Genomic DNA, 21,567 nt, shown 5'->3' with positions numbered 1-21,567 from the left:
GAGCGCGCCGGTGTCGGGGGCGACCGGCACACTGCGGGTGTGCGGGAGCAGCGGCTGGTGGACGTCACGAGGATCTACTACGAACGGGCCGCGGCGGAGCTGCCCCGCGGTCGAGAGGTCCTGGACAGGTGGCCGGACGCCACCCGCGTGGAGGTCGCCAGCCACTGGAACATCCCCGAGCTGCACGGCGACGAGACGAACGTGGCGCGCTGGGTGCGGATCAAGCGCGAGGCGCTCGTGCTGGGGGTGAAGAAGTCGCTGAGCGCACGCCCCAACGGCCGCTCCGCGGACTTCATCGCCCCCTCCACCGCGAACGGCTGCGCCATGGCGTGCGCCTACTGCTACGTCCCGCGCCGCAAGGGGTACAGCAACCCGATCACGGTGTTCGCGAACATCGAGCAGATCACCAGGTACCTGCGCCGCCACGTCGCCCGGCAGGGCGACAAGGCGGAACCGAACCAGGTGGACCCGCACTCCTGGGTGTACGACGTCGGCGAGAACAGCGACTGCTCCGTGGACGCGGAGGTCTCCGGCAACGTCGACGACCTCGTCGCCCTGTTCCGCGACCTGCCCACCGCGAAGGCGTCGTTCGCGACCAAGCACGTCAACCGGCGCCTGCTCGAGCTGGACCCGCGCGGGCGCACCCGGGTGCGGTTCTCCCTCATGCCGGAGGAGGTCGCGAAGGTCCTCGACGTGCGCACCAGCCCCGTCGCCGCCCGGCTGGCGGCGCTGGACGACTTCACCGCTGCCGGCTACGAGGTGCACGTGAACCTCTCCCCCGTCGTCGTCACCGACGGGTGGCTGCAGCAGTGGGCGCGACTGCTGGACCAGCTCGGCGACGCCACGAACGAGGCCACCAAGCGCCAGCTCGCCGCCGAGGTGATCTTCCTGACCCACAACGAGCAGCTGCACGAGGTCAACCTCGGCTGGCACCCCAAGGCGGAGGACCTGCTGTGGCGGCCGTCGATGCAGGAGCGCAAACGTTCCGAGGGCGGTGGGGTGAACGTCCGGTACCGCACCGGCGACAAGGGCCGGTACGTGCGGCAACTGCTCGACCTCATCGCCGAGCGCGCCCCCTACCTCGACGTGCGCTACGCCTTCTGACGCGACACGCTGATCGCATGGCGGAGCAGACGCTCAGCGACGACGACCGCCGCGGCATCGCCCGCGACTTCGGCGAGGCGGTCAACATGACGCCGAAGGAGCTGGAGCAGTGGCTCGAGACGGACGAGTCGAGGTCGGTGGGGCAGAGCGACGGCGGCGAGTCCGTCGGGCACGCCTCCGGCCGGCGGATCGTGGAGATCCTCCGGGCGAAGGAGGCCGACTTGGGCGACGACGACTACGCCCACATGAAGAAGGTCGTCGGCTACGTCCACCGGCACTCCGCGCAACGGCCCGAGGGTGACGTCACGGACACCAAGTGGCGCTACTCCCTCATGAACTGGGGCAACGACCCCCTGAAGGGGAGCTGAGCCGGCCAGGCGCGCACGGGCACCACCTCCGAGGTGCACGCCCCGCCCGGCGCGGGCACAGTGGGATCAGCACGTACCAGGACGACGAGCGGCTCCAGCACCGGGGGCCGCAGGAGGAGTTCTTCCATGAGCAGCGTGACCGAGAGCATCGACGTCGACGTCCCCGTCCACACCGCGTACAACCAGTGGACGCAGTTCGAGTCCTTCCCGCAGTTCATGAAGGGCGTCGAGGAGATCACCCAGATCACCGAGACCCGCAACCACTGGAAGACGAAGGTCGCCGGCGTCGAGCGCGAGTTCGACACCGAGATCACCGAGCAGCACCCCGACGAGCGGGTCGCGTGGAAGAGCGTGGACGGCAAGGACCACGCCGGGGTCGTGACCTTCCACCGCATCGCCGACGACAAGACCAAGGTCACCGTCCAGATGGACTGGGAGGCCGAGGGCCTGGTCGAGAAGGCCGGCGCCGCCGTCGGCGCCGACGACCGCCAGATCAAGGCGGACCTCAAGCGCTTCAAGGAGTTCATCGAGACCCGCGGCGCCGAGAGCGGCGCCTGGCGCGGGGACGTCACCCCGCCCAAGTGACGCGCTGACGACGCGCACGACGCCCGGGGCCCCGCGAGGGGTCCCGGGCGTCCTCGCGTCCACCCCGCACTCCCCGCCCCACCCCGCTCCACCCCGCTCCACCCCCGAAACCTCGCGGTGATCTTGCATGTTTGAGCGCTCAAACACGCAGGATCACCGCGGGGGTGGGGGTCCGTGGTGGGGCGGGGGTGCGGGGTCAGGCGAGGCCGAAGCGGAACTCGGTGACGGAGAGGAACTCGTCGCCCTCGCGCAGCACCGTGGTGGGGAAGTCCGGGTGGTTGGGGGCGTCGGGGAACGCCTGCGGCTCCAGCGCGAGCCCGGTGCGCGGGCCGTACGGGGCGCCCGCCTTGCCGGTGAGGGTGCCAGCGAGGGTCCCGCCGCTGAACACCTGCAGACCGGGCTGGTCCGTCCACACCTCCAGCGTCCGCCCCGACACCGGCTCCTCCACGCGCGCCGCGCGCGACACCTCCCGCTCCCCGCCGGGCACCTCCGCCAGCACGAAGCAGTGGTCGAAGCCCGAGCCGCGCTCCAACTGCTCGTCGCCGGCCGCCTCCCCGTCGCGCAGCCGGTACCCGACGGGCACCGCCTCCGTGAAGTCGAACGGGGTGCCGGCCACCGCCCGCCGCTCCCCCGTGGGCACGCCGGTGGGGTCCACCGGCAGGAACGCCGCCGCGTCCACCTGCAGCAGGTGCGCCTCCACCGTGCCGCTGCCCTCCCCGGCGAGGTTCCAGTAGGCGTGGTTGGTGAGGTTCAGGACCGTCGGCGCGTCCGTCGTGGCGGACGTCTCCACCGCCAGCACCCCGCCGGTCAGGACGTACTGCACGTGCACGCTCAGCGCCCCGGGGAACCCGTTGTCCCCGTCCGGGCTGAGCAGGGAGAACCGCACCCCGCACGCGCCGGGCACCTCGTGCGCCGTCCACACCCGCTGCGAGTAGGGGTCCGTCCCGCCGTGCAGCGCGTTGCCGCGGTCGGTGGCCGGGATGGAGAACCTGCGGCCGTCGAGGGTGAACGCCCCGCCGGCGATGCGGTTGGCGAAGCGACCCACCGTCGCGCCGAACGAACGCCCCTTGCCCTCGTACGGGGTGAGCTCGCCGAACCCGAGGGCGACGTCGCCCAGGACGCCGTCCCGGTCGGGCGCCAGGACCGACTGGATGCGCGCGCCGTGCTCCACGAGCCCCACCCGCACCGCGCCGTCGTCCAGGACCCACCGCGCGACGGGGTCACCGCCGCTCGTGCGGCCCCACTCCGGCTCGACCCGGACCTCGCCCCGTCCCGCCTCGTGCCCCGCGCCGTGGTGCGTCACGGGGACGACGTTACCGACGGCGGCGCGAACGGGCGCGCCCTGCGGTGGCCAGGCCGGCGGCGACGGTGGCCAGGCCACCCAGCAGCAGCACGCCCGCCACGTTCCACCCCCACGCCCAGCTCACCCCGGTGAGGGCGCGCACCCCCACGACGGTCGCCACGGCGAGGAACGCGAAGCCCCACACCACGGCCCCCACCTCCACCAGCGCACGCCGCTCGGCGGGTGCCACGTCCGGGCGCTCGTCCCGCTCGTCGCTCACGACCCCTCCAGCAGCTCGGAACCGTCCGCACCGACGCGGACCTCCCCGCCCCACACGACCGCCCGCACGACCGCGACGCCGTCCGGCACCGTCCAGTCCGCCACGTCGTCACCGGTGACCTCGGTGGTGGCGGCGACGCGCCCGGCGTCCGGCCCCGCGGCGAGGACCAGGCGGGTGTCCAGGCCACCCTCCCGGCCGGTGCCCTCCCCGCTCGCGCCGGTCGCCACGAGCGCCCGGTCACCGGAGGCCACCGGCGCCACGTCCCCGGCCGCGTCCCATCGCAGGCTGCCCGCCAGGGCGCGCGCGTCCACCAGCACGGTGCGGTCCTCGGGGACGACGACCTCCAGCCGCCCGGCGGCCAGGGTCGCGGTGACCGGCACCGGCTCGCCCCCCGCGGGGACGAGGCCGGAGGGGTCCACCCGCATCCGCCCGACGGCGGAGCTGAACGCGGCCTGCTCGCGCACCGAGGCCGCCGTCGGCGTCCACGTGCTGTTCGCATCCCACTGCCAGCCGCCGACGGGCGGCAGCGTCCCGGCGAGCACGGTCCACACCGCCAGGGGCACGCCGAACCCGACGAGCGCGGTGCGCCGGCCGGCCAGCCCGGCGGCGACCGCGCCGGCGCCGACGACCGCGAGCGCGGCGGTCAGCGCGAGCACCGGCGCCGGGGCGGGCAGCACCACGAGCAGGTCGGCGAGGACCACGGCGCCGGCGGCGAGCATCGCGACGCCGAGCGCGACGGTGGTCAGCAGCGGTGAGCCGGAGCCGCGGGCGGCGGTGCGCCGCTCGACGGCCGCGAGGGCCTTCTCGCGGGCGGCGGCGCTGCGTTCCGTGGCCGAGCCGAAACCCGCGACGGGTCCCACGGGTTCCACGGGTTCCACCACCGGCCCGGGCGGCGGGGCCTTGCGCAGCGAGACGGTGGCCGCGGCCGCGGCCGCCGGTTCCGGGGCGGGCGCGGGCGCCTCCTCCCGCTGCGGGCGCCGGGCCCAGGCCGCGACGAGGTGGTCGTGGAACAACCACCACAGCAGCGCCGCGACGAGGCTCGTGACGAGGAACCCCCACCCGGTGTTCCCGCCGAGGGGGCCGAACGCCGGGCCGGCCAGGCCGCCCACGGCGAGGTCCAGCAGCACCAGGGCGGCGGACAGGGCGAAACCCCCGGAGACGTCGCCGCGAGCGGCGGCCTCCAGCTCGACGCGGCCGCGCTCGTCCGGCAGGACGGCCCACGCGATCCCGTACAGGGCCAGGCCGAGGCCGCCGACGAGGACGAGGGCGACGAGGAGGCCGCGCAGGAGGACCGGGTCGACGCCGAGGCGGGCGGCCACGCCCCCGCACACGCCGGCGAACCAGCGGTCCCGCCCGCGCACGACGCCCCAGGAGCGCACGAGCTCGGTGGCGCGGGCCAGCTTGCCGGTGTCGCGCTGACCGCCGCGCCCGGGGTCGGGGGTGCTCACGGGGACCAGCCTGCCCGTCGGCGCCGCGGCACCGCGATCAGCCCCAGTTCCAGGGCAGGCCGAGGCCCACCCCGCCGATGAGGTCCAGCACGACGAGGCCGACGGCCGCGACGAAGGAGGCGGACACGTCGCCGCGGTGCGCGGCCTGCGCCTCGATGCGGCCGGTGGCGTCCGGCAGGACGGCCCACGCCAGCCCGTACAGCAGCACGCCGAGCCCGCCGAGGAGGGCGAGGACCACGACGCCGACCCGCACGGCAGCGGGGTTGACGCCGAGGCGGTGGGCGACGCCGCCGCACACGCCGGCCACCCAGCGGTCGTGGCCGCGGGTCAGGCCGGTGCGGCGCACGCCGTCGAAGAACCGGTCGGGACCGGGGCGGGGACCGGCGGGCGGCAGCTCGCGGGAGGTGCCGGTGGGGTCGGTGTTCGCGTCCGTGTTCGTCATGGCTCCACGGTGGCGGCCGCGGGGTGCCGGGGACCATCGGGTGTTCCCCCGGGTGAACCCTGAGCGGACCCTGATCCGGCTCCGGGGAGGTGCCCCGGGGACGGTGCGGCGTGCCACGATCGGCCCGTGAGCACGAGCGCGACGGCGGACGCCGGACCGGCGGCACCGCCCGGTTCCCGCACCCGGCTGGTGCGGCCCGCGACCGGTCGCCGCGCCGGCGGGGTGGCGGCCGGCCTGGCCGCGCACCTCGACGTTCCCGTGAACCGGGTGCGGGTGGCGTTCCTGGCGCTCGCGGTGCTGGCCGGGACGGGCGTGGCCCTCTACGCCGCCTACTGGTTCCTGGTGCCCGACGAGCGGGACGTGGGCACCGGTGGTCGCCGCGCCGACCCGTCCGCGTGGGTGCTCGCGCACCGCGACGCCCTCGTCGGCGCCGCCCTGGTGCTCGCGGGCGCCGCCGCCGCGCTGCAGGTCGGCGGGGTGGACGCCTCGTCCCGGGTGGTGCTGCCGGTGCTCGTCGTCGGTGCCGGGGTGGTGCTGGCGTGGAGCCAGCTCGACGCCACCCGCCGGGCCCGCTGGGCGGGCGCCGGCGACGGGCGCACCGCCGCGCTGCGGGTCGCGGCCGGCACGTCCCTGGTGCTGCTGGGCGTGGTGCTGCTCCTCGTCCTGGGCGGGGACGCCGCCGCGCTGGGCGGTTCGGTGCTGGGGGCGCTGGCGGTGCTGGCGGGCGTGGCGGTGGTGCTGGCGCCGTGGGCGGTGCGGCTGTGGCAGGACCTGGGCGCCGAGCGCGCCGCCCTGGCCCGTGAGCAGGAGCGTGCCGAGCTCGCCGCGCACGTGCACGACTCGGTGCTGCAGACCCTCGCGCTCATCCAGCGCCGCAGCGGCGACGCGGTGGAGGTGGCGCGGCTGGCGCGCGCGCAGGAGCGCGACCTGCGCCGGTGGCTGTACGGCGACCACGGCACCGCCGCCGGAACCCTGGGCGCGGCGCTGCGCTCGGCCGCGGCGGAGGTGGAGGACGCCTCGGGCGCGACCGTGGAGGTGGTGCTCGTCGGCGACGTGGACGGCCTGGCGCTGGACCGCGGCACGAGCGCGCTGGCGCAGGCGGCGCGCGAGGCGCTGCTGAACGCCGGCCGGCACGCCGGCGGCACCGTGTCCCTGTACGCGGAGTCCCTCGGCTCCGGCGACCGGCGCTCGTTCGAGGTGTTCGTGCGCGACCGGGGGCCGGGTTTCGACCTGGACGCGGTGCCGCAGGACCGCCTGGGGGTGCGCGAGTCGATCCTGGGCCGCATGGCGCGCGCCGGTGGCAGCGCGTCGGTGCGCCGGCCCGCCGACGGCGGCACCGAGGTGGTGCTGCGGCTGCCCGCGCCGGCCGCGGAGGGGGCGGCGTCGTGACGGTGCGGGTGGTGGTGGTCGACGACCACCGGATGGTGCGCAGCGGGGTGCGCGCGGAACTGGCCGCGGCGGCGGACGTGGAGGTCGTCGGCGAGGCCGGTGACGCGTCCTCCGCCGTGGAGGTGGTGCGCCGGGAACTGCCGGACGTGGTGCTGCTGGACGTGCACCTGCCCGCCGCGGCCGGGGAGGCGCCCGCCCCCGGGGCAGGTTCCGGCGGTGTGCGGGTGCTGGCGGACTGCGCGGACCTGCTCGGCGGCGAGGCCCCCGTGCGGTTCCTGGCCCTGAGCGTGTCCGACGCCGCGGACGACGTCATCGCCGTCATCCGTCGCGGCGCGCGCGGCTACGTCACGAAGTCCATCAGCGGGGACGAGCTGGCCGCGGCGGTGCGGCGCGTCGCCGACGGCGACGCGGTGTTCTCCCCGCGCCTGGCGGGTTTCGTCCTCGACGCGTTCGGCGCGGTCGCCGGGGAGGTCGCCGCCGCCGACGACGAGCTGGACCGGCTCTCGGCGCGCGAGCGGGAGGTGATGCGCCTGATCGCCCGCGGGTACGCGTACAAGGAGGTCGCGAAGGAGCTGTTCATCTCCGTGAAGACGGTGGAGACGCACGTGTCGTCGGTGCTGCGCAAGCTGCAGCTGTCCAACCGGCACGAGCTGACCCGGTGGGCGGCGGCGCGGCGGTTGCTGTGAGGGGCGACGGCTCGGGCGGTGCGGGACCGGACGGGTCCGGCACCGCCGGTGAGTCCTCGCCGCGACGCATCAGTCACTCAGAACACCTGGCCGTTCCACCTCTACGGAGCGGGCCTGCCCAACGTGCCGGCCAAGCTCGCGGAGGCCCGTTCCTACGCCGAGCGGTTCCGCTTCGTCGAGATCGGCGCACTGCGCCCCGAGGACGCGCGGACCGCGCTCGCCGAACCCGCCCGCCCGCCCGCCCGCCCGGAGGGCATCCGTTACGAGCCGGCAGCGCTCGACAAGCTCGTCACGGTCTCAGGTGGCTACCCCTACTTCGTCCAGGTCTTCGGCGACCAGGCGTGGCGGGCAGCTCCCGGGCCGGACACGATCACCGCCGGCGACGCCGACGTCGCCGTCGCCCTGGGGACCGCCGTCCTCGACGACAGCCTCTTCCACTCCCGCTGGAACCGCGCCACCCCCGCCCAGAAGAAGCTGATGCGGGCGATGGCGCAGGACCCGGTGCAGAGCCAGGTGTCGGATCTCGTGACGCGCTTGCGGAGGAGGCGACCGGGCGACCTCAGCGTCGCCCGCGACGAGCTCATCAAGAAGGGGCTGATCTTCGCGCCCGAGCGCGGGGTCCTGCGGTCCACCGTCCCCCACATGGACGACCACATCCGCCGGCGGACCGAGGACTGAGCCCTCACCGACCGGGCGCACCGCCTCCCGCGGTGGAGCGCGAACGGCGCGACCCGGTAGGACGGTGCGGTGCTCAGCGACGACCCCGCCCACGCGTCCCTGCTCGGCCTGATGGCCCAGGGGGGCGAGACGCCGCTCGCGGTGCTGCCGGTGACCTCCGGGCCGTTCGGGGGGTTCGGCGGGGCGGGGGCGCTCGCGGTGAGCGCGCAGCGGTTGTGGCTGACGCAGCCGCGCCTGCTCGGCGGCCCGTCCACGGCGTCCGTGCCGCTGGGCGGTGTCGGGGAGGTCGCGGTCCGGCCGGGGCGCGGGTTCGGCGGGGCAGGCGGCGTGCGCGTCGAGGTCGTGGTCGACGGGCGCCCGCTGCGGTTCACCACGCCGGCCGGGCGGGAGGCCGCCGAGGGGTTCGCCCGTGCCGTCGCCGACGCCCGCCGCGAGTCCGGCGGCCTCGGCGGTCCCGGCACCACCGAGCCGTGACCCCACCCCCACCGTGATCTTGCACGGTTGAACACCCACTCGTGCGAGATCACGGCGGGGGCAGGGGGTGCGGGCTGTGGGGTGGGTGGACGGGGCAGGACGGCTCGCCGTGCCGCGGGGGCGCACCCGTGGCAGCCTGACCCGCGGCGGGGGGACACGGACGTCCCGGGACTCACCGGAAGGCGGGCGGCGTGGGCTTCGCGGGACCGGACGCCGGGCGGGTGCCGACGGGTCTCGCCCTGCCGCCGCACCCGATGACGTTCGGCGAGGCGTGCACGCAGGTGCTGGACTTCCTGCAGGAGCACGTGCCGCTGGGGTTCTGGTCCATCACCTCCCGCGTGGACGGCCGCCAGGTCTACCTGCACGTGCGCGACGCGGTGTACGGCAAGCGCGCCGGGGACTGGCACGAGTGGTCGGACTCGTTCTGCCGGCACGTCGTCGACGGCGGTGCGCCCGGCATCGCACCGGACGCGATGGCGGTGCCGCAGTACGCGGCGGCGGGCATCGCCCGCGAGCTGCCGATCGGCGCGTACGTGGGGGTGCCGATCCGCGGCGGCGACGGCCGGCTGTTCGGCACGCTGTGCGGGCTGGACCCGCGCGTGCAGCCGGCGGAGGTGGAGCGCCACGGGCCGGTGCTGGAGGTGCTGGCGACCCTGCTGGGGCAGGTCCTCACCGTGGAGCGGCTGCGGGAGGAGGCCGACGAGCGGGAGGCGGCGCTGCGCTGGCGCGGCCTGCACGACGACCTGACGGGGCTGCCGAACCGGGCGATGTTCCTGGACCGCCTCACGCACGCCCTGGAGCTGCACCGGCGCGACCGGCGCCCGCTGGCGGTGCTGAGCATCGACATCGACGACTTCCGGGCCGTCAACGACGCCCTCGGGCACGGTGGCGGCGACGAGCTGCTGACGCGGGTGGCGGAACGCCTGCGGGGGGTCGTCGGCACCGGCGACACCCTCGCGCGGCTGGGCAGCGACCAGTTCGCGGTGCTCGTCGAGCACGGGGTGCGCGGCCACCCGCACCCGCACGTGCTGGCGCTGGCGGAGCGGGCCGTGGCGGTGGTGGCGGACCGCTTCACCCTCGCCGGCAGGCAGGTGGGGGTGGGGGTGAGCGTCGGCGTCGCGCAGGTCTCCGCCGAGGACGACTCCCCCGCGCCGACGGCGGTGCTGGCCCACGCCGACGTGGCCCTCGACGCCGCCAAGCGCGCCGGCAAGGGCCGCTGCTCGCTGTACCGGCCGAGCATGCGGCTGCCGCAGGTGCGCGACCTGCACCTGCGCGACCCGCTGCGCCGCGCCCTGGTGCGCGGGGAGGTGCGCACGGTGTTCCAGCCGGTCGTGGAGCTGGCGACGGGGCGGCTGACGGGCGTGGAGTGCCTGGCGCGCTGGGAGCACGCCGGCGAGCAGGTGCCCCCGGAGGTGTTCGTCCCCCTGGCGGCGCGCAGCAACCTGCTGCCGGCGCTGACCGGCGCCGTGCTGGAGCAGGCGTGCGAGCAGCTGGCGCGGTGGTCGCGCACCGGCCCGCCGGGCCTGCGGGTGGGGGTGAACGTGCCGCCGGAAGTGCTCACCGACCCGGGTTTCCCGCAGTCCGTCTGCGACCGGGTGCGCCGGCACGGCCTGCGCCCGCAGCAGCTGGTGCTGGAGATCACCGAGGACGCGCTGCTGCACGACCTGGCGGCGGCGCAGGAGGTCACCGGCCGGCTGCACGAGGAGGGTTTCGCGCTGTCCCTGGACGACTTCGGGACCGGGTACTCCTCGCTGCTGCACCTGCGCTCGATCCCGCTGGGCTCGGTGAAGATCGACCGGGGCTTCACCGCCGACGTGGACGTGTGCCCGCGGTCGCAGCAGTTCCTGCGGGCGCTGCTGGCGCTGGGGCGCGACCTGGACCTGGACGTCGTCGTGGAGGGCGTGGAGCGCCCGGCCCAGGCGGAGGTGCTGAAGGAGCTGGGGGCGGTGCTGGCGCAGGGGTTCCTGTACGGGGAACCGGTGGCGGCCGGCGACCTCCCGGTGCGGGAGCTCGCCGGCCGCGGTGGTGCGCCGGGGACCTGAGGGGCCGTCGGTCAGAGGCGGTGCTTCGGCGCCGTGCCGCGCCGGGCCGGGCCGGACCCCTGCGCGGGAACCTGCCGCCCCGTCGCCCGACCGTCCTGCCCGCCGTCCTGCCCGCCGTCCTGCTCGGCCGTGGGGGCGGTGAGCGGGGCGGTCGCGGCCGCGGCGGACTGCTCGCCCAGCAGTTCCGCCTCGCCCTCGCCGACGGGGGTGGTGGAGGCCAGGGGGACCTCCGGCAGGAACAGCGAGATCACCGTGCCGGCGAGGAACATCGGCACCAGCCACAGGAAGATCGGCGTCAGCGAGGTCGCGTAGGCGTTCACGACGCCGTCGGCGACGTCCGGGGGCAGCGAGCGCACGATCTCCGGGGTCAGCGAGGAGGTGCCGTGACCGCCGGCCGCGACGCCGCCGGGGATCAGGTCGCCCAGGCGGTCGGTGAGCCGGCCGGTGAAGATCGTGCCGAGGACGGCGACGCCCACGGTGACGCCGAGCTCGCGGAACAGGTTGTTCGACGAGGTGGCGGTGCCGATCTCGCGGGGGTGCACCGCGTTCTGCACCGCCAGCACGATGATCTGCATGAACAGGCCCAGGCCGGCGCCGAGGACGGCGACGTACACGCACAACCGCCACAGCGGGGTGGACAGCTCCAGGGTGGACATGAGGAACATGCCCGCACCGGCGACGAGGGTGCCGACCACCGGCAGGGCCTTGTAGCGGCCGGTCCTGCTGACGACCGCGCCGGAACCGATGCTGGTGACGAGCAGGGTCATCACCATCGGCAGCAGCAGCAGGCCGGACTCGGTGGCGTCCACCCCGTAGGCCATCTGCAGGTACGTCGGCAGGTACGCCAGCGCACCCATCATCCCGGCGCCGACGACGAAGCCGAGCAGCGTGGTGACGACGAACGTGCGGTTGCGGAACAACCGCATCGGGATGACCGGCTCGGACGCGCGCAGCTCGATGAGGACGAACGCCGCGGACAGCGCGACGGCGGCGACCGCCAGGCCCACGATGACGGGCGAACCCCACTCGTGCTCGGTGCCGCCCCAGCTGGCGACGAGGACGATCGCGGTGAGTGCCAGCGCCAGGACGACCATGCCCGCGTAGTCGATCCGGGCGGTGTTCTTCCGCTTGGGCAGGTGGATCGTCAGCGCGGACACGGCCAGCGCCACGGCACCCAGCGGCAGGTTGATCCAGAACACCCAGCGCCAGTCGACGGAGTCGGTGAGCCAGCCGCCGACGAGCGGGCCCGCCACGGAGGACAGGCCGAACACCGCGCCCATGGGGGCCATGAACTTCGCGCGGTCCTTGGCGGGGACGACGTCCGCGATGATCGTCTGCGACATGATCATCAGGCCGGCGCCGCCGAGACCCTGCAGGCCGCGGAACAGGATGAACTCGAGCATGCCCTGCGCGAACCCGCACAGCGCGGAACCCAGCAGGAACAGGGCGATCGCGAAGAGGAAGAGGTTCTTGCGGCCGACGAGGTCACCGAGCTTGCCGTAGACCGGCATGGCGACCGTCAGGGCCAGGGTGTAGGCGGTGATGGTCCAGCTCATGTGCTCCAGGCCGTCGAGCTCACCGACGATCGTGGGCAGCGCGGTGCCGACGATCGTCTGGTCGAGGGCGGCCAGCAGCATGACGAGCATGAGGGAGGCGAAGATCCACCCGATGCGGGGGGCGCGTTCGGCCCCTCGTGGAGCGGGTGGTGCGGCGGCGGTCACGGGTGTCTCCTGGGGTGCGGGGCGGGACGGGGAGGTTCCGGGGCCCGCGTCAGCGGGCGATGCCGCGCAGGGCGGCGAAGGTGGCGCGCACGGCGGCGACCGGGTCGGCCGCGGGGTCGTCCATCCAGCACTGCGCGGAGATGCGCGAGACGGTGGCGGCGGACGCGGCCAGGACGCGGGCGCGCACGTCGTCGGCGCCGGGTTCGCGCCGGCGCACGGCGTCGGCCAGCTCCTCCTCGACGGCGGCGATGCGGCCCAGCACCACGGGCAGCAGGAGCGGGTTGTCGTTCACGACGCCGAACAGCCGGCGGGCGTCCTCGCGGTGCTGCAGGGAGCGCTCGGTCTGGGCGACGAGCATCTCCTCCAGGGCGTCCAGGGCCGGCCCGGAGCCGGCGCGGAACGCGGCGATCAGGTCGGCGTCCCAGCCGGGCGCGAAGTGCAGCAGCGCCTCGTCCTTGGACGGGAAGTAGTTGAAGAAGGTGCGGCGCGAGATCCCGGAGCGGGTGGCGACGTCGTCGACGGTCACCTCGGCCCAGGGGCGCTCGCAGGCCAGGTCGAGGGCGGCGCGCGCGACGGCGGCGGTCGTCTCGGCGCGGCGGCGCTCGCGCAGGGGCGCGAGGGGTGGCGGGGTGGGCACCCGAACACTTTGCACACCGTGCAAACTCCGCGTCAAGTGCATGCCCCGCACGGCATGCAAGGGAGGGGTCGGGACCACCCGTCCGGGCGCCCGGAGCGGGGCGGGACGCGCGACCCCGGGCCGCGCCTCAGGCCGCCCGGTCCTCCTCGCCCTCCTGCTCGCCCTCCTGCTCGCCCTCCTCCTCGCCCAGCTCCCCGTCCAGCTCCCCGGTGTCCTGCGCGCACGAGGACCCCTGCAGCACCTCGGCCAGGCGCCACGCCTCGGCCCTGCTCAGGTGCAGGCCCATCTCCCGGTGGCTGCCCAGGCCGGAGTAGATCGCCACACCGGACAGGTCCGGCTCGTACCCGTCGTCGTCGATGACGCTGAGGCAGATCCAGGGCTTCACCCCCGGGCGGAAGTGCACGAGCCGCATCGGCGCCACGGAACGCTCCCCCGTGAGGTAGGGGACGATCAGCCGCACGTAGGCGAGGTCGTACACCTCGGCGCGCCCCTCGGCGCGCAGGACGACGTCGGCGCCCTCGATGCTCACGGACTCGGCGGCGGTGGCTCCCATCTGCACCCGACCCACTCCACTGCATCCCCGGCGCGGACGCACGCCGAGCGGTCCCGCCGCGGCAGTGCTGTGCTGGGGCGCATGACCCGCATCGGAACCTCCGACCTCGACGTCCGCCCCCTGTGCCTGGGCGGGAACACCTTCGGCTGGACCTCCGACGAGGCCGAGTCGCACCGCGTGCTCGACGCCTTCGTCGACGGCGGCGGCGACTTCATCGACACCGCCGACGTCTACTCCGCCTGGAGCGACGGCGGCGCCGGCATCTCCGAGACCATCCTCGGCCGCTGGTTCGCGGCGTCCGGCAAGCGCGACGCCGTGGTGCTCGCCACCAAGGTCGGCAAGGCCCCCGGCCTGGAGGGCCTGGCCGCCGGCACGATCCGCAAGGCCGTCGACGCCTCCCTGCAGCGCCTCGGCACCGACCGGATCGACCTGTACTGGGCGCACGCCGACGACGAGGGCACGCCGATGGAGGAGACCCTCGGCGCCTTCGAGGAGCTCGTCACCGCCGGCAAGGTCCGCGCCCTCGGCGCCTCCAACTTCACCGGCCCCCGCCTGGAGCAGGCGCTGGAGACGTCCCGCCGCGAGGGCTTCACCGCCTACACCGCGCTGCAGAACGAGTACAACCTCGTCGCCCGCCAGGAGTACGAGTCCGGCCCCGCCGACGTCGTCGCCGCCAACGGCCTGGCGATGGTCCCGTACTTCTCCCTCGCCTCCGGGTTCCTCTCCGGCAAGTACCGCCCCGGGCAGAGCGCCGACAGCGCCCGCAGCGCCAAGGCCTCCGCCCACCTGGACTCCCCCCGCGGGCAGCGGGTCCTGACCGCCCTCGACGAGGTCGCCGCCGCCCACGGCGCCGAGGTCGCCGCCGTCGCGCTGGCCTGGCTGCGCCACCAGCCCACCGTGCTCGCCCCCCTGGCCAGCGCCCGCACCGTCGAGCAGGTCGCCCCCCTGCTGGCCTCGATCGACCTGGAGCTGACCGACGAGGAGGTGGCCGCGCTGGAGCGCGCCTCCCGCTGATCCACCCCGCTCCCCCGCACGACGCGCGCGGGCCCTGCACGCTCCGGCGACGCACCCCGCGCGCGCGTGCCGCACAGTGGGGAGGTGACGTCCAGCACCGCCCCCACGGCCCCGGCGCCCACCCTGCGCGGCCCCGGCCGCCGCGGCCTCGGCCGCTACGCCGCGACCGCCCTCGTGCACGCCGCCGCCCTCGCCGTCCTGTACGTCGTGTGCGTGCGCACCGAGCGCGGGCAGGCCGCCGAGGACGCCGTGCACCGCCTCGCCCTCGCCTCCCCCGACGCCGGGCTGCCCGCGCCGGCCGAGCGGCTGCTGGACCTCGCCGGGCTCCTCGAACCGCTCCACCTGCTCGCCGGTGCCGCGCTCGTCGCCCTCGCCGGGCTGCTGCGCCGCGCACCCGGCCGCGCCGCGCTCGGCCTCGGCGTCGCCGCCGGCACCCTGGCCCTCACCGAGCTGCTCAAGCTCGTCCTGCTGGACCGCCCGGACCTGATCAGCGCCTACGCCAACAGCGGCAACAGCCTGCCCAGCGGCCACACCGCCGGCGTGCTCGGCGTCTGCCTCGGCCTGCTGGTGGCCGCCCCGCCGCGCTGGCGGCTCCTGCTGGCACCGCTGGGCGCCCTGGCCTCCGGCGCGATGGGCGCCATGGTCGTCGCCGACGGGTGGCACCGCGTCAGCGACCCGCTGGCCTCCGCGCTCGTCGGCACCGCCGTCCTCGCCCTCACCCTGGCCCTGCCGTGGGGCCGGCGCGGGCGGTGGGTGCGCGGGCGCCCCGGCGCCGTCGCCGCCCTGGCCGCCGGCGTGCCCGCCGCCTGCGCGCTCGCCCTCGTCGCCGCCTACGCCTGGCCCGGCGCCGGCCTGGGCGCGGCCGTGGCGGCCCCCGGCCTGGCCGTGGCCGCCACCGTCCTGCTCGCCGCCGCCGCCCTCCCGCGGGAGGTGCGCGCGCGGGGCTGACGGCAGGATGGGGGCCATGTCCGAGCAGCCCGCCCAGCACCCCCAGCAGCCGCCGGAAGACCCCACGCCGCCGGACGTGCGGCGCGATCCCGCCGACGGCGCCGACCCGCGCGTGGTCGTCGTCACCCCGCAGGGCATGGGCATCGCCGAACCGCCCGAGGAGGGCGAGCCCGGCCCGGCGGACCTGGTCAGCCAGCCCGCCAAGGTCATGCGCATCGGCAGCATGGTCAAGCAGCTGCTGGAGGAGGTGCGCTCCGCGCCGCTGGACGAGGCCGGCAGGCACCGCCTCGCCGAGATCCACGACCGCTCCCTCTCCGAGCTGGAGGACGGGCTGGCCCCGGACCTGGTGGAGGAGCTGCGCCGCATCGCGCTGCCCTTCGCGGAGGGGTCCGCGCCCTCCGAGAGCGAGCTGCGCATCGCCCAGGCCCAGCTCGTCGGCTGGCTGGAGGGCCTGTTCCACGGCATCCAGACCGCGCTCGTCGCCCAGCAGATGGCCGCCCAGGCGCAGCTGCAGGAGATGCGCCGGTCGCTGCCGGGCGCCGGACCGGCGGGCCCCGCTCCCGGGCAGGCGCGCGGCGGGATGCCGCGCGTGCAGCCCGGCGGCACCGGCCAGTACCTGTGAGGCGAGGGCGCTGAAGCTCGCGTTCTGGCGCCGCACCCCCGACCCGCTGGGCCAGGGGGTGTGGGCGCGCGCCGAGCACACCGTGGACCGGGCGGTGCGCCGCGTCGAGCAGGTCGTCGACGGCTGCCCGCCCGGCCCCGAGCGCACCGCGCTGGAGGCCTACCTGCCCCGGGTGGACCTCGTCGCCCGCGCCGCGCGCGCGAACGCCCTGCGGGCGCAGGCCGAGGCGCCCTCGGACGGGTTCACCGTCCCCGCCGGCCCCGAGGGCCGGCACCCCGAGGTGCACCGGCGCCTGACCCGCACCGCCACCGCGTGCGCGCAGGTCGCCGAGGCCGCCGCGATGGTGCGCGTCGGCGGAGGGTCGCTGGACGCGGTGGAGCGGGCCGTGGTGCGCGCCGAGGAGCTCGCGGGCCTGCGCTGAGCGGCCGGCGACCCGGCGACCCGGCAGCGCCCTGCCCCCCGATGGGGTAGCGGAGGACGGCGGCGCGGTTGGCGTCCCCGCCCTCGGCGGGGTCGGGTGCCGGCGGCAGGGGGTCGTGGCTCTCCACCGCGTCCTCGACGCGGACCGGCTCGGGAAGGGTGCGGTAGCGCGCCCTGGGGTCGGGGTGGTCCCCGGCGTCCGGCGGGTCCTCCGCACGGTGCTCGCCCACGGTGCACGTCCCTTCAGCCGTCGGCGGTGACGTCGACCGTCCCCGCGTGCACCGTCCGCCGGCACCCGGCCCCGGGTGAGGACCCGGGCGCCGGGCGCCCGGCCTCACCGCTCCCACCCCAGGCGGGCGGCGACCTCGGCGGCACCCGGGCCCTCGAGGCCGGCGAGGCCCGCGGGGCGGCCGGTGGCCACCAGCAGCAGGTCCTCGGCGCGGGCACGCACCCGCGGGCCCCGCGCGCCGGCCGACCAGTCGGCGTCGGTGGCCTGCAGGTGCAGGCCCGCGAAGCGGCGCTGCGGGCGCCCGTAGAAGGGGTTGACCCAGGCGTGGCGCAGCGCGGCCACCACCCGGGCCGGGTCGCTGGGCAGGTGCAGCCGCAGGGGGCGGGCGATGTCCTGGCGGTGCACCACCACGTCGCACAACGGGTCCATCGGACTGCTGATCCGCAGGCGCCGCTGCGACCCGGCGGTGGCGCGCAACCGGCCCACCAGCTCCGCCGGCGCGTACCGCCGGGCCTGTTCACGGGCCCAGCCGGCCTCGGCGCGGTCGAAGGAACCGCGCGCGCGCAGCACCCGCCACGCCGTGGCGGGCACCGTCTGGCGCGTGGACAGCGTCAGGTGGGCCACGACGTCGCGCACCGCCCACCCCCGGCACAGCGAGGGGGCCCGCCACTGCTCGGCGTCCAGGCCGTCGAGGGCGTCGGCCAGCTCCAGCCGCTCCGCTTCGACGTCGGGGAGCATGGCGACCCTCGTGGGCGGGAGCAGGGCGTTCACGGGACCTCCTGGGGTGCGGTCACGACTCGTCACCGGGAGGACCGGCCCGGCGCGGGGAAGTCATCGCCGCAGCCGCTGGACCACGTCGGGTCCCGTGTCGGAGCTTCCTGCCACAGTGTGTCCGTCAGACCACGGAACGCTCACCAGGGGGATCCAGCGGTGCACATCGACAACGCTCGCGAGCTCAAGGCCCAGCTGCGGGCCCGCTCCGTCGCGGTGGCCTCGGCCGTCCCCGGCGGCGTCGCCGGCGTCGGCATCAGCGTGCTCGGCCACGGCCCCGGCGGCCCCCGCTACGGGCTGGCCGTGCGCTACTCCGGCGAGCGCGGCGAGGCCCTGCTGGGGCAGGCCCGCGCCCTGGCCGGCACGGCCGCCGCCGCCGAGCTCGACGTGCGCGACGTCGGGCGCGTGCGCGCCCTGACCGCCCCCGCCGAGGGGCGGGCCTGGACCGCCGCCGAGCTGCGCCGCCGCGTGCGCCCCCTGCACCCCGGCCTGTCGATCGCGCACCGCGACGTCACCGCCGGCACCCTCGGCGCGTTCGTCACCGTCACCGGCTCCGACGGCGTGTACGCGCTGTCCAACAACCACGTCCTGGCCGACTCCGACCAGGCCGCCCTCGACGACCCCGTCCTGCAGCCCGGGCCCTCCGACGCCGGCCGCGACACCGACCACGTCGGCCGCCTCGCGCGCGCCGTCCCCCTCGACGCCGGCGGCGGCAACGCCGTCGACGCCGCCCTGGCCCTGCTGGAGGACCTCGGCGAGGACGGCGGCCCCGGCTGGGAACCCGTCTACCCCGTGGGCCGGCTGACCGGCTGGACCGACGCCGACGACGAGGTCGCCGTGGAGAAGGTGGGCCGCACCACCGGCCTGACCCGCGGGCGCGTCAGCGCCATCGAGCTGGACGACGTGGCCGTGGAGTACCCCGTGGGCGTGGTCTCGTTCGAGGGGCAGGTGGAGGTCACCGGCGACGTCGGCGCGTTCTCCGCCGGCGGCGACTCCGGCTCCCTGGTGTACCGCCCCGACACCCGCCAGGCGATCGGGCTGCTCTTCGCCGGCAGCGAGCGCGGCGGCGCGAACGGCGCGGGCCTGACGTTCTGCAACCCGATCGGCCTTGTGCTCGACGCCCTCGGTGCGACACTGGTGGTGTGAGCCCAGGTGACACCTCAGGTGTGGCCCCCTCTTCCCGGGGCGAGGTCGGTGCCGCGCGCGCCGCGAAGGCGCACGTCCGTCAGATGGTGGGCGGTGACGCGCGCGTGAACGGCATCGGCCTGACGAAGTGGGAACGCTCGTGGGCGGTGAGGGTCAACGTCGCCGACGACGCGGACCGCCCCGAGCTGCCCGAGACGGTGGACGGCGTGCCCGTCCTCGTGCGCGGGATCGGGGTCGTCACCCCGCACGGCGGGTGAGCAGCCGCTCCAGCACCACCGCGACCCCGTCGTCCCCGCAGGCGCCCGCCACGCCGTCCGCGGCGGCCACCGCGTCCGGGTGCCCGTCCGCCACCGCGTACGAGCGGCCCGCCCAGCGCAGCATCTCCAGGTCGTTGGGCATGTCCCCGAACGCCACCACGCCCTCCGGGCCCACGCCGCGCCCGCGCGCCACCTCGGCCAGGGTGCTCGCCTTGCTGACGCCCGGCGCCATGACCTCGATGAGCGAGTCCACCGCGTTGGAGTGCGTCACCCCCACCAGGTCGCCCACCGCGTCCCGCGCCACCTCGAGCATCTCGTCGCTGGAGACCCCCGGGCACTTGGCGAGGACCTTCACGACCGGCGGGCTGTCCGCCAGCTGCTCCTCCAGCGGCCCGACGCCGTGCTCCAGGCCCGTGTCGAAGGTCGTGGCGTAGCGCTCCTCGCGGCGGAAGCCGGTCACGGCCTCCAGCGCGAAGCCGATGCCGGGCAGCCGCGGGCGCAGCCGCTGCACCACCTCCAGCACCACCTCGACGTCCAACGCGTGGCGGCGCACGACCCGGTCGGCGTCCAGGTCGTAGACGACGGCGCCGTTCGCGCACACCACCTGCCCGGCCAGGCCGGCCTCGCGCGCCAGGGGCGTCACCCACCGCGGCGGGCGGCCCGTCACCGGCACCACGGGGATGCCGGCGGCCGCGCACGACGCGAACGCCGCCAGGGTGCGCGCCGAGACGGGTCGCTCGCGCGGGACGATCGTGCCGTCGAGGTCGGTGGCCACCAGGCGCCAGGAGGCGGCGAAGGCGCCCTCCGCCGCGTCGTCGACGGGCAGCGGCTGGGCCTCGGTGCTCACCCGCCCATCGTGCCAGCCGCCGGGGACGTCCGGCGCCCGGCTCAGGTGCGCGTCGCCACCAGCAGCGAGCAGCACGCCGCCAGCGCCGCCGCCACCATCACCGTCGCCATGGCGCGCGCGTCGCCGCCCAGCACCCCCGCCACGGTGCCCACCGCGCCGCCGAGGCCGAACTGCGCCGCCGTCACGAGCGCGGCGGCGCTGCCGGCGGTGCGGCCGTGCTCGGCGAGCGCGCAGGTGACCGCGTTCGGGGAGACCAGCCCGCCGCTGCCCAGCAGGAACCACAGGGGCACCAGCAGCCCGGCCAGGCCGCCGGCGCCGGTGAGGGCCACGGCGAGCACGACCAGCGCGAGCGCCGCGGTCAGGGGCACGCCGACGCGCAGCAGCGCCAGCGGGGCGAACCGCGACACCAGCGCGGCGTTGAGCTGGGTGCCGCCGACGAGCGCGACACCGTTGAGGGCGAACAGCAGGGCGAACTGCGTGGTGGACAGCCCGTGGACCTCCTGGAGCACGAACGGCGAGACGGAGACGTAGCAGACGATCACCGACATCGCCAGGCCCGGCAGCAGGGCGAACCCGACGAACCGGCGGTCGCGCAGCAGCCGGGCGTAGGTGCGCAGCGCCTGCCCGAGGGTTCCGCGCACGCCCGGCCCGGCGCTGTCGCCCCCGCCCGGGCGCGTCTCCGGCAGCCGCCGGCGCACGGTCAGCACCAGCACGACACCGGCCACCGCCAGCACCACGAACACCGCCCGCCACCCCGCGACGCCGGCCAGGGCCCCGCCGACCGTCGGCGCGAACAGCGGCGCCACCCCGATGACCAGCACCAGCCGCGACATCAGCCGCGCGGCGGCGGAGCCGGTGAACAGGTCGCGCACCACCGCCATGCCCGTCACCGCCCCCGCCGAGACACCCAGGCCCTGCAGGAACCGGGACCCCACGAGCACCGGCATGCTCGGCGCCACCGTGCACAGCAGCGACGCCACCACGAAGAGGGAGAACCCGACCACCACCGGGGGGCGGCGGCCGTAGCGGTCGCTGAGGGGGCCGACGACGAGCTGGCCCAGCGCCATCCCGACGAGGACGACGGTGATGGTCAGCTGGGCGGCGGAGTCGGTGGACCCGAGGTCGGAGGCCACCTGCGGCAGCGACGGCAGGTACAGGTCGGTGTTGATCGCGCCCAGCGCAGCCATCGACCCCAGCAGCACCACCAGGCCGAACGTGCGGGGCGGGGCGGGGCGCTGCTCGCCGAGCGCCTCCGGGGCTGCCGGTCCCGCGGCGGAGGGGGCGACGTCCGCGGCGGCGGCGTCGGCCACCGCGGTGGAGGGGTCGGGCACCTCGTCGGCCCGGGGGCGGGGGGCGCCGGGCGCTCCGGCGCGCTGGGGTGGTGGGCAGGCCCTCACCTCCCGGTCCGCGGCGGTGGGATCGGGGGGCGGTGGACTGCCGGGCACGTGGGATCTCCAGGGCGAGGGGGTGGGCCGGTCGCGCGCCGGGGCTCCGCGACGGCTCCACGTCGGCCCGCGCAGCTGCGCGCCGACCGTCGCCCCGACGTACGAGGGGGTGCCCCCGAACCGGTTCGGTGAAACGTGCCACGCACGGCTGCGCCCCGCCCCCGCCCCCGCCCCCGCCG

The 21,567-nt window shown here is 76.4% G+C and carries 24 protein-coding genes; 14 read left to right on the top strand and 10 right to left on the bottom strand.

From position 1 onward, the window contains the following. Positions 1 to 39: 39 nt before the first annotated feature. From MN205_RS05655 to MN205_RS05645, 3 genes are all read left to right on the top strand, one after another. Positions 40 to 1,104: a spore photoproduct lyase family protein gene (locus tag MN205_RS05655; protein WP_242125145.1), complete on the top strand. Its 1,065-nt coding sequence runs from the start codon at positions 40 to 42 to the stop codon at positions 1,102 to 1,104. 17 nt (positions 1,105 to 1,121) lie between these two features. Further along, the gene (locus tag MN205_RS05650) at positions 1,122 to 1,472 is read left to right on the top strand and encodes a DUF3140 domain-containing protein (protein ID WP_242125142.1); all 351 of its coding nucleotides are present in this window, start codon (positions 1,122 to 1,124) and stop codon (positions 1,470 to 1,472) included. 126 nt (positions 1,473 to 1,598) lie between these two features. Further along, entirely contained in the window at positions 1,599 to 2,057 is a 459-nt protein-coding gene (locus MN205_RS05645; protein WP_242125140.1) for an SRPBCC family protein, read from the top strand. A 196-nt stretch (positions 2,058 to 2,253) separates the two neighbouring features. Here the strand turns inward: MN205_RS05645 and MN205_RS05640 are convergent, their stop codons facing one another. From MN205_RS05640 to MN205_RS05625, 4 genes are read right to left on the bottom strand one after another with little or no spacing between them, the layout of a single operon-like run. Continuing rightward, positions 2,254 to 3,360, bottom strand: a complete 1,107-nt coding sequence (locus MN205_RS05640) for an aldose epimerase family protein (RefSeq protein ID WP_242125139.1) — start codon at positions 3,358 to 3,360, stop codon at positions 2,254 to 2,256. A 10-nt stretch (positions 3,361 to 3,370) separates the two neighbouring features. Then, positions 3,371 to 3,619 carry a hypothetical protein gene (locus MN205_RS05635; protein WP_242125137.1) on the bottom strand — a complete coding sequence of 83 codons (249 nt, stop codon included), beginning with the start codon at positions 3,617 to 3,619 and terminating at the stop codon, positions 3,371 to 3,373. Then, positions 3,616 to 5,067 carry a PspC domain-containing protein gene (locus MN205_RS05630; RefSeq protein ID WP_242125135.1) on the bottom strand — a complete coding sequence of 484 codons (1,452 nt, stop codon included), beginning with the start codon at positions 5,065 to 5,067 and terminating at the stop codon, positions 3,616 to 3,618. The genes MN205_RS05635 and MN205_RS05630 overlap by 4 nt, the downstream gene beginning before the upstream one ends. A 37-nt stretch (positions 5,068 to 5,104) precedes the next feature. Next, positions 5,105 to 5,509 (bottom strand): PspC domain-containing protein, encoded by a 405-nt coding sequence (locus tag MN205_RS05625; protein ID WP_242125133.1) that lies wholly within the window; start codon positions 5,507 to 5,509, stop codon positions 5,105 to 5,107. 126 nt (positions 5,510 to 5,635) lie between these two features. Here MN205_RS05625 and MN205_RS05620 point away from each other — a divergent pair, with 126 nt between their 5' ends. The 5 genes from MN205_RS05620 (at position 5,636) to MN205_RS05600 (ending at position 10,778) form a co-directional block, all read left to right on the top strand. Further along, on the top strand, positions 5,636 to 6,898 hold the full coding sequence (locus tag MN205_RS05620) for an ATP-binding protein (protein ID WP_242125131.1): 1,263 nt from the start codon (positions 5,636 to 5,638) through the stop codon (positions 6,896 to 6,898). After that, positions 6,895 to 7,584: a response regulator transcription factor gene (locus MN205_RS21630; RefSeq protein ID WP_308220241.1), complete on the top strand. Its 690-nt coding sequence runs from the start codon at positions 6,895 to 6,897 to the stop codon at positions 7,582 to 7,584. Before MN205_RS05620 ends, MN205_RS21630 begins: the two co-directional genes overlap by 4 nt. 123 nt (positions 7,585 to 7,707) lie before the next feature. After that, the gene (locus MN205_RS05610) at positions 7,708 to 8,262 is read left to right on the top strand and encodes a hypothetical protein (protein ID WP_242125129.1); all 555 of its coding nucleotides are present in this window, start codon (positions 7,708 to 7,710) and stop codon (positions 8,260 to 8,262) included. 69 nt (positions 8,263 to 8,331) lie between these two features. Next, positions 8,332 to 8,736 carry a hypothetical protein gene (locus MN205_RS05605; protein WP_242125128.1) on the top strand — a complete coding sequence of 135 codons (405 nt, stop codon included), beginning with the start codon at positions 8,332 to 8,334 and terminating at the stop codon, positions 8,734 to 8,736. 191 nt (positions 8,737 to 8,927) lie between these two features. Next, positions 8,928 to 10,778 (top strand): bifunctional diguanylate cyclase/phosphodiesterase, encoded by a 1,851-nt coding sequence (locus tag MN205_RS05600; protein ID WP_242125125.1) that lies wholly within the window; start codon positions 8,928 to 8,930, stop codon positions 10,776 to 10,778. Between the two features lie 11 nt (positions 10,779 to 10,789). Here the strand turns inward: MN205_RS05600 and MN205_RS05595 are convergent, their stop codons facing one another. The 3 genes from MN205_RS05595 to MN205_RS05585 all read right to left on the bottom strand — a co-directional run bounded on the left by MN205_RS05595 (position 10,790) and on the right by MN205_RS05585 (position 13,695). Further along, positions 10,790 to 12,499 carry an MDR family MFS transporter gene (locus MN205_RS05595; protein ID WP_242125123.1) on the bottom strand — a complete coding sequence of 570 codons (1,710 nt, stop codon included), beginning with the start codon at positions 12,497 to 12,499 and terminating at the stop codon, positions 10,790 to 10,792. Positions 12,500 to 12,548: 49 nt separating this feature from the next. After that, positions 12,549 to 13,136, bottom strand: coding sequence for a TetR family transcriptional regulator (locus MN205_RS05590; protein WP_242125121.1), 588 nt, complete (start codon positions 13,134 to 13,136; stop codon positions 12,549 to 12,551). A gap of 127 nt (positions 13,137 to 13,263) precedes the next feature. Continuing rightward, positions 13,264 to 13,695, bottom strand: coding sequence for a hypothetical protein (locus tag MN205_RS05585; RefSeq protein ID WP_242125119.1), 432 nt, complete (start codon positions 13,693 to 13,695; stop codon positions 13,264 to 13,266). Between the two features lie 75 nt (positions 13,696 to 13,770). Between MN205_RS05585 and MN205_RS05580 the strand changes: the two genes are divergently transcribed. The 4 genes from MN205_RS05580 (at position 13,771) to MN205_RS05565 (ending at position 16,694) form a co-directional block, all read left to right on the top strand. Continuing rightward, on the top strand, positions 13,771 to 14,703 hold the full coding sequence (locus MN205_RS05580; protein ID WP_242125118.1) for an aldo/keto reductase: 933 nt from the start codon (positions 13,771 to 13,773) through the stop codon (positions 14,701 to 14,703). An 84-nt stretch (positions 14,704 to 14,787) separates the two neighbouring features. Beyond that, entirely contained in the window at positions 14,788 to 15,651 is an 864-nt protein-coding gene (locus MN205_RS21625; protein WP_242125115.1) for a phosphatase PAP2 family protein, read from the top strand. Positions 15,652 to 15,658: 7 nt separating this feature from the next. Then, on the top strand, positions 15,659 to 16,273 hold the full coding sequence (locus tag MN205_RS05570; protein ID WP_374115851.1) for a bacterial proteasome activator family protein: 615 nt from the start codon (positions 15,659 to 15,661) through the stop codon (positions 16,271 to 16,273). 58 nt (positions 16,274 to 16,331) lie between these two features. Then, positions 16,332 to 16,694, top strand: a complete 363-nt coding sequence (locus tag MN205_RS05565) for a hypothetical protein (RefSeq protein WP_242125113.1) — start codon at positions 16,332 to 16,334, stop codon at positions 16,692 to 16,694. A 333-nt stretch (positions 16,695 to 17,027) separates the two neighbouring features. On the opposite strand, the gene MN205_RS05560 is transcribed toward MN205_RS05565, so the two are convergent. Then, a complete protein-coding gene (locus MN205_RS05560; RefSeq protein ID WP_242125111.1) occupies positions 17,028 to 17,693 on the bottom strand; it encodes a maleylpyruvate isomerase family mycothiol-dependent enzyme in 666 nt (221 codons plus the stop codon). 159 nt (positions 17,694 to 17,852) lie between these two features. On the opposite strand from MN205_RS05560, the gene MN205_RS05555 reads away from it, so the two are divergent. Then, positions 17,853 to 18,839, top strand: a complete 987-nt coding sequence (locus tag MN205_RS05555; RefSeq protein ID WP_242125109.1) for a S1 family peptidase — start codon at positions 17,853 to 17,855, stop codon at positions 18,837 to 18,839. Between the two features lie 20 nt (positions 18,840 to 18,859). Then, a complete protein-coding gene (locus MN205_RS05550) occupies positions 18,860 to 19,096 on the top strand; it encodes a hypothetical protein (RefSeq protein ID WP_242125107.1) in 237 nt (78 codons plus the stop codon). Here MN205_RS05550 and MN205_RS05545 read toward each other — a convergent pair. Beyond that, on the bottom strand, positions 19,077 to 19,943 hold the full coding sequence (locus tag MN205_RS05545) for an HAD family hydrolase (protein WP_242125105.1): 867 nt from the start codon (positions 19,941 to 19,943) through the stop codon (positions 19,077 to 19,079). The genes MN205_RS05550 and MN205_RS05545 overlap by 20 nt on opposite strands. Before the next feature lie 41 nt (positions 19,944 to 19,984). After that, positions 19,985 to 21,274: a multidrug effflux MFS transporter gene (locus MN205_RS05540; protein ID WP_242125103.1), complete on the bottom strand. Its 1,290-nt coding sequence runs from the start codon at positions 21,272 to 21,274 to the stop codon at positions 19,985 to 19,987. Positions 21,275 to 21,567 lie beyond the last annotated feature (293 nt).

It is taken from the genome of Kineococcus sp. TRM81007 (assembly GCF_022669155.1).
Taxonomy (GTDB): Bacteria; Actinomycetota; Actinomycetes; order Actinomycetales; family Kineococcaceae; genus Kineococcus.
Note: the sequence above shows the minus strand (reverse complement) of the source record. Positions and strands in the feature narration are given on the sequence as shown.

What these genes read in the sequence shown, in the direction of transcription:
- MN205_RS05625 (WP_242125133.1), bottom strand. Translation starts at nt 5,509, where the DNA reads ATGACGAACACGGACGCGAACACCGACCCCACCGGCACCTCCCGCGAG.
- MN205_RS05580 (WP_242125118.1), top strand. Translation starts at nt 13,771, where the DNA reads ATGACCCGCATCGGAACCTCCGACCTCGACGTCCGCCCCCTGTGCCTG.
- MN205_RS05570 (WP_374115851.1), top strand. Translation starts at nt 15,659, where the DNA reads ATGGGGGCCATGTCCGAGCAGCCCGCCCAGCACCCCCAGCAGCCGCCG.
- MN205_RS05650 (WP_242125142.1), top strand. Translation starts at nt 1,122, where the DNA reads ATGGCGGAGCAGACGCTCAGCGACGACGACCGCCGCGGCATCGCCCGC.
- MN205_RS05645 (WP_242125140.1), top strand. Translation starts at nt 1,599, where the DNA reads ATGAGCAGCGTGACCGAGAGCATCGACGTCGACGTCCCCGTCCACACC.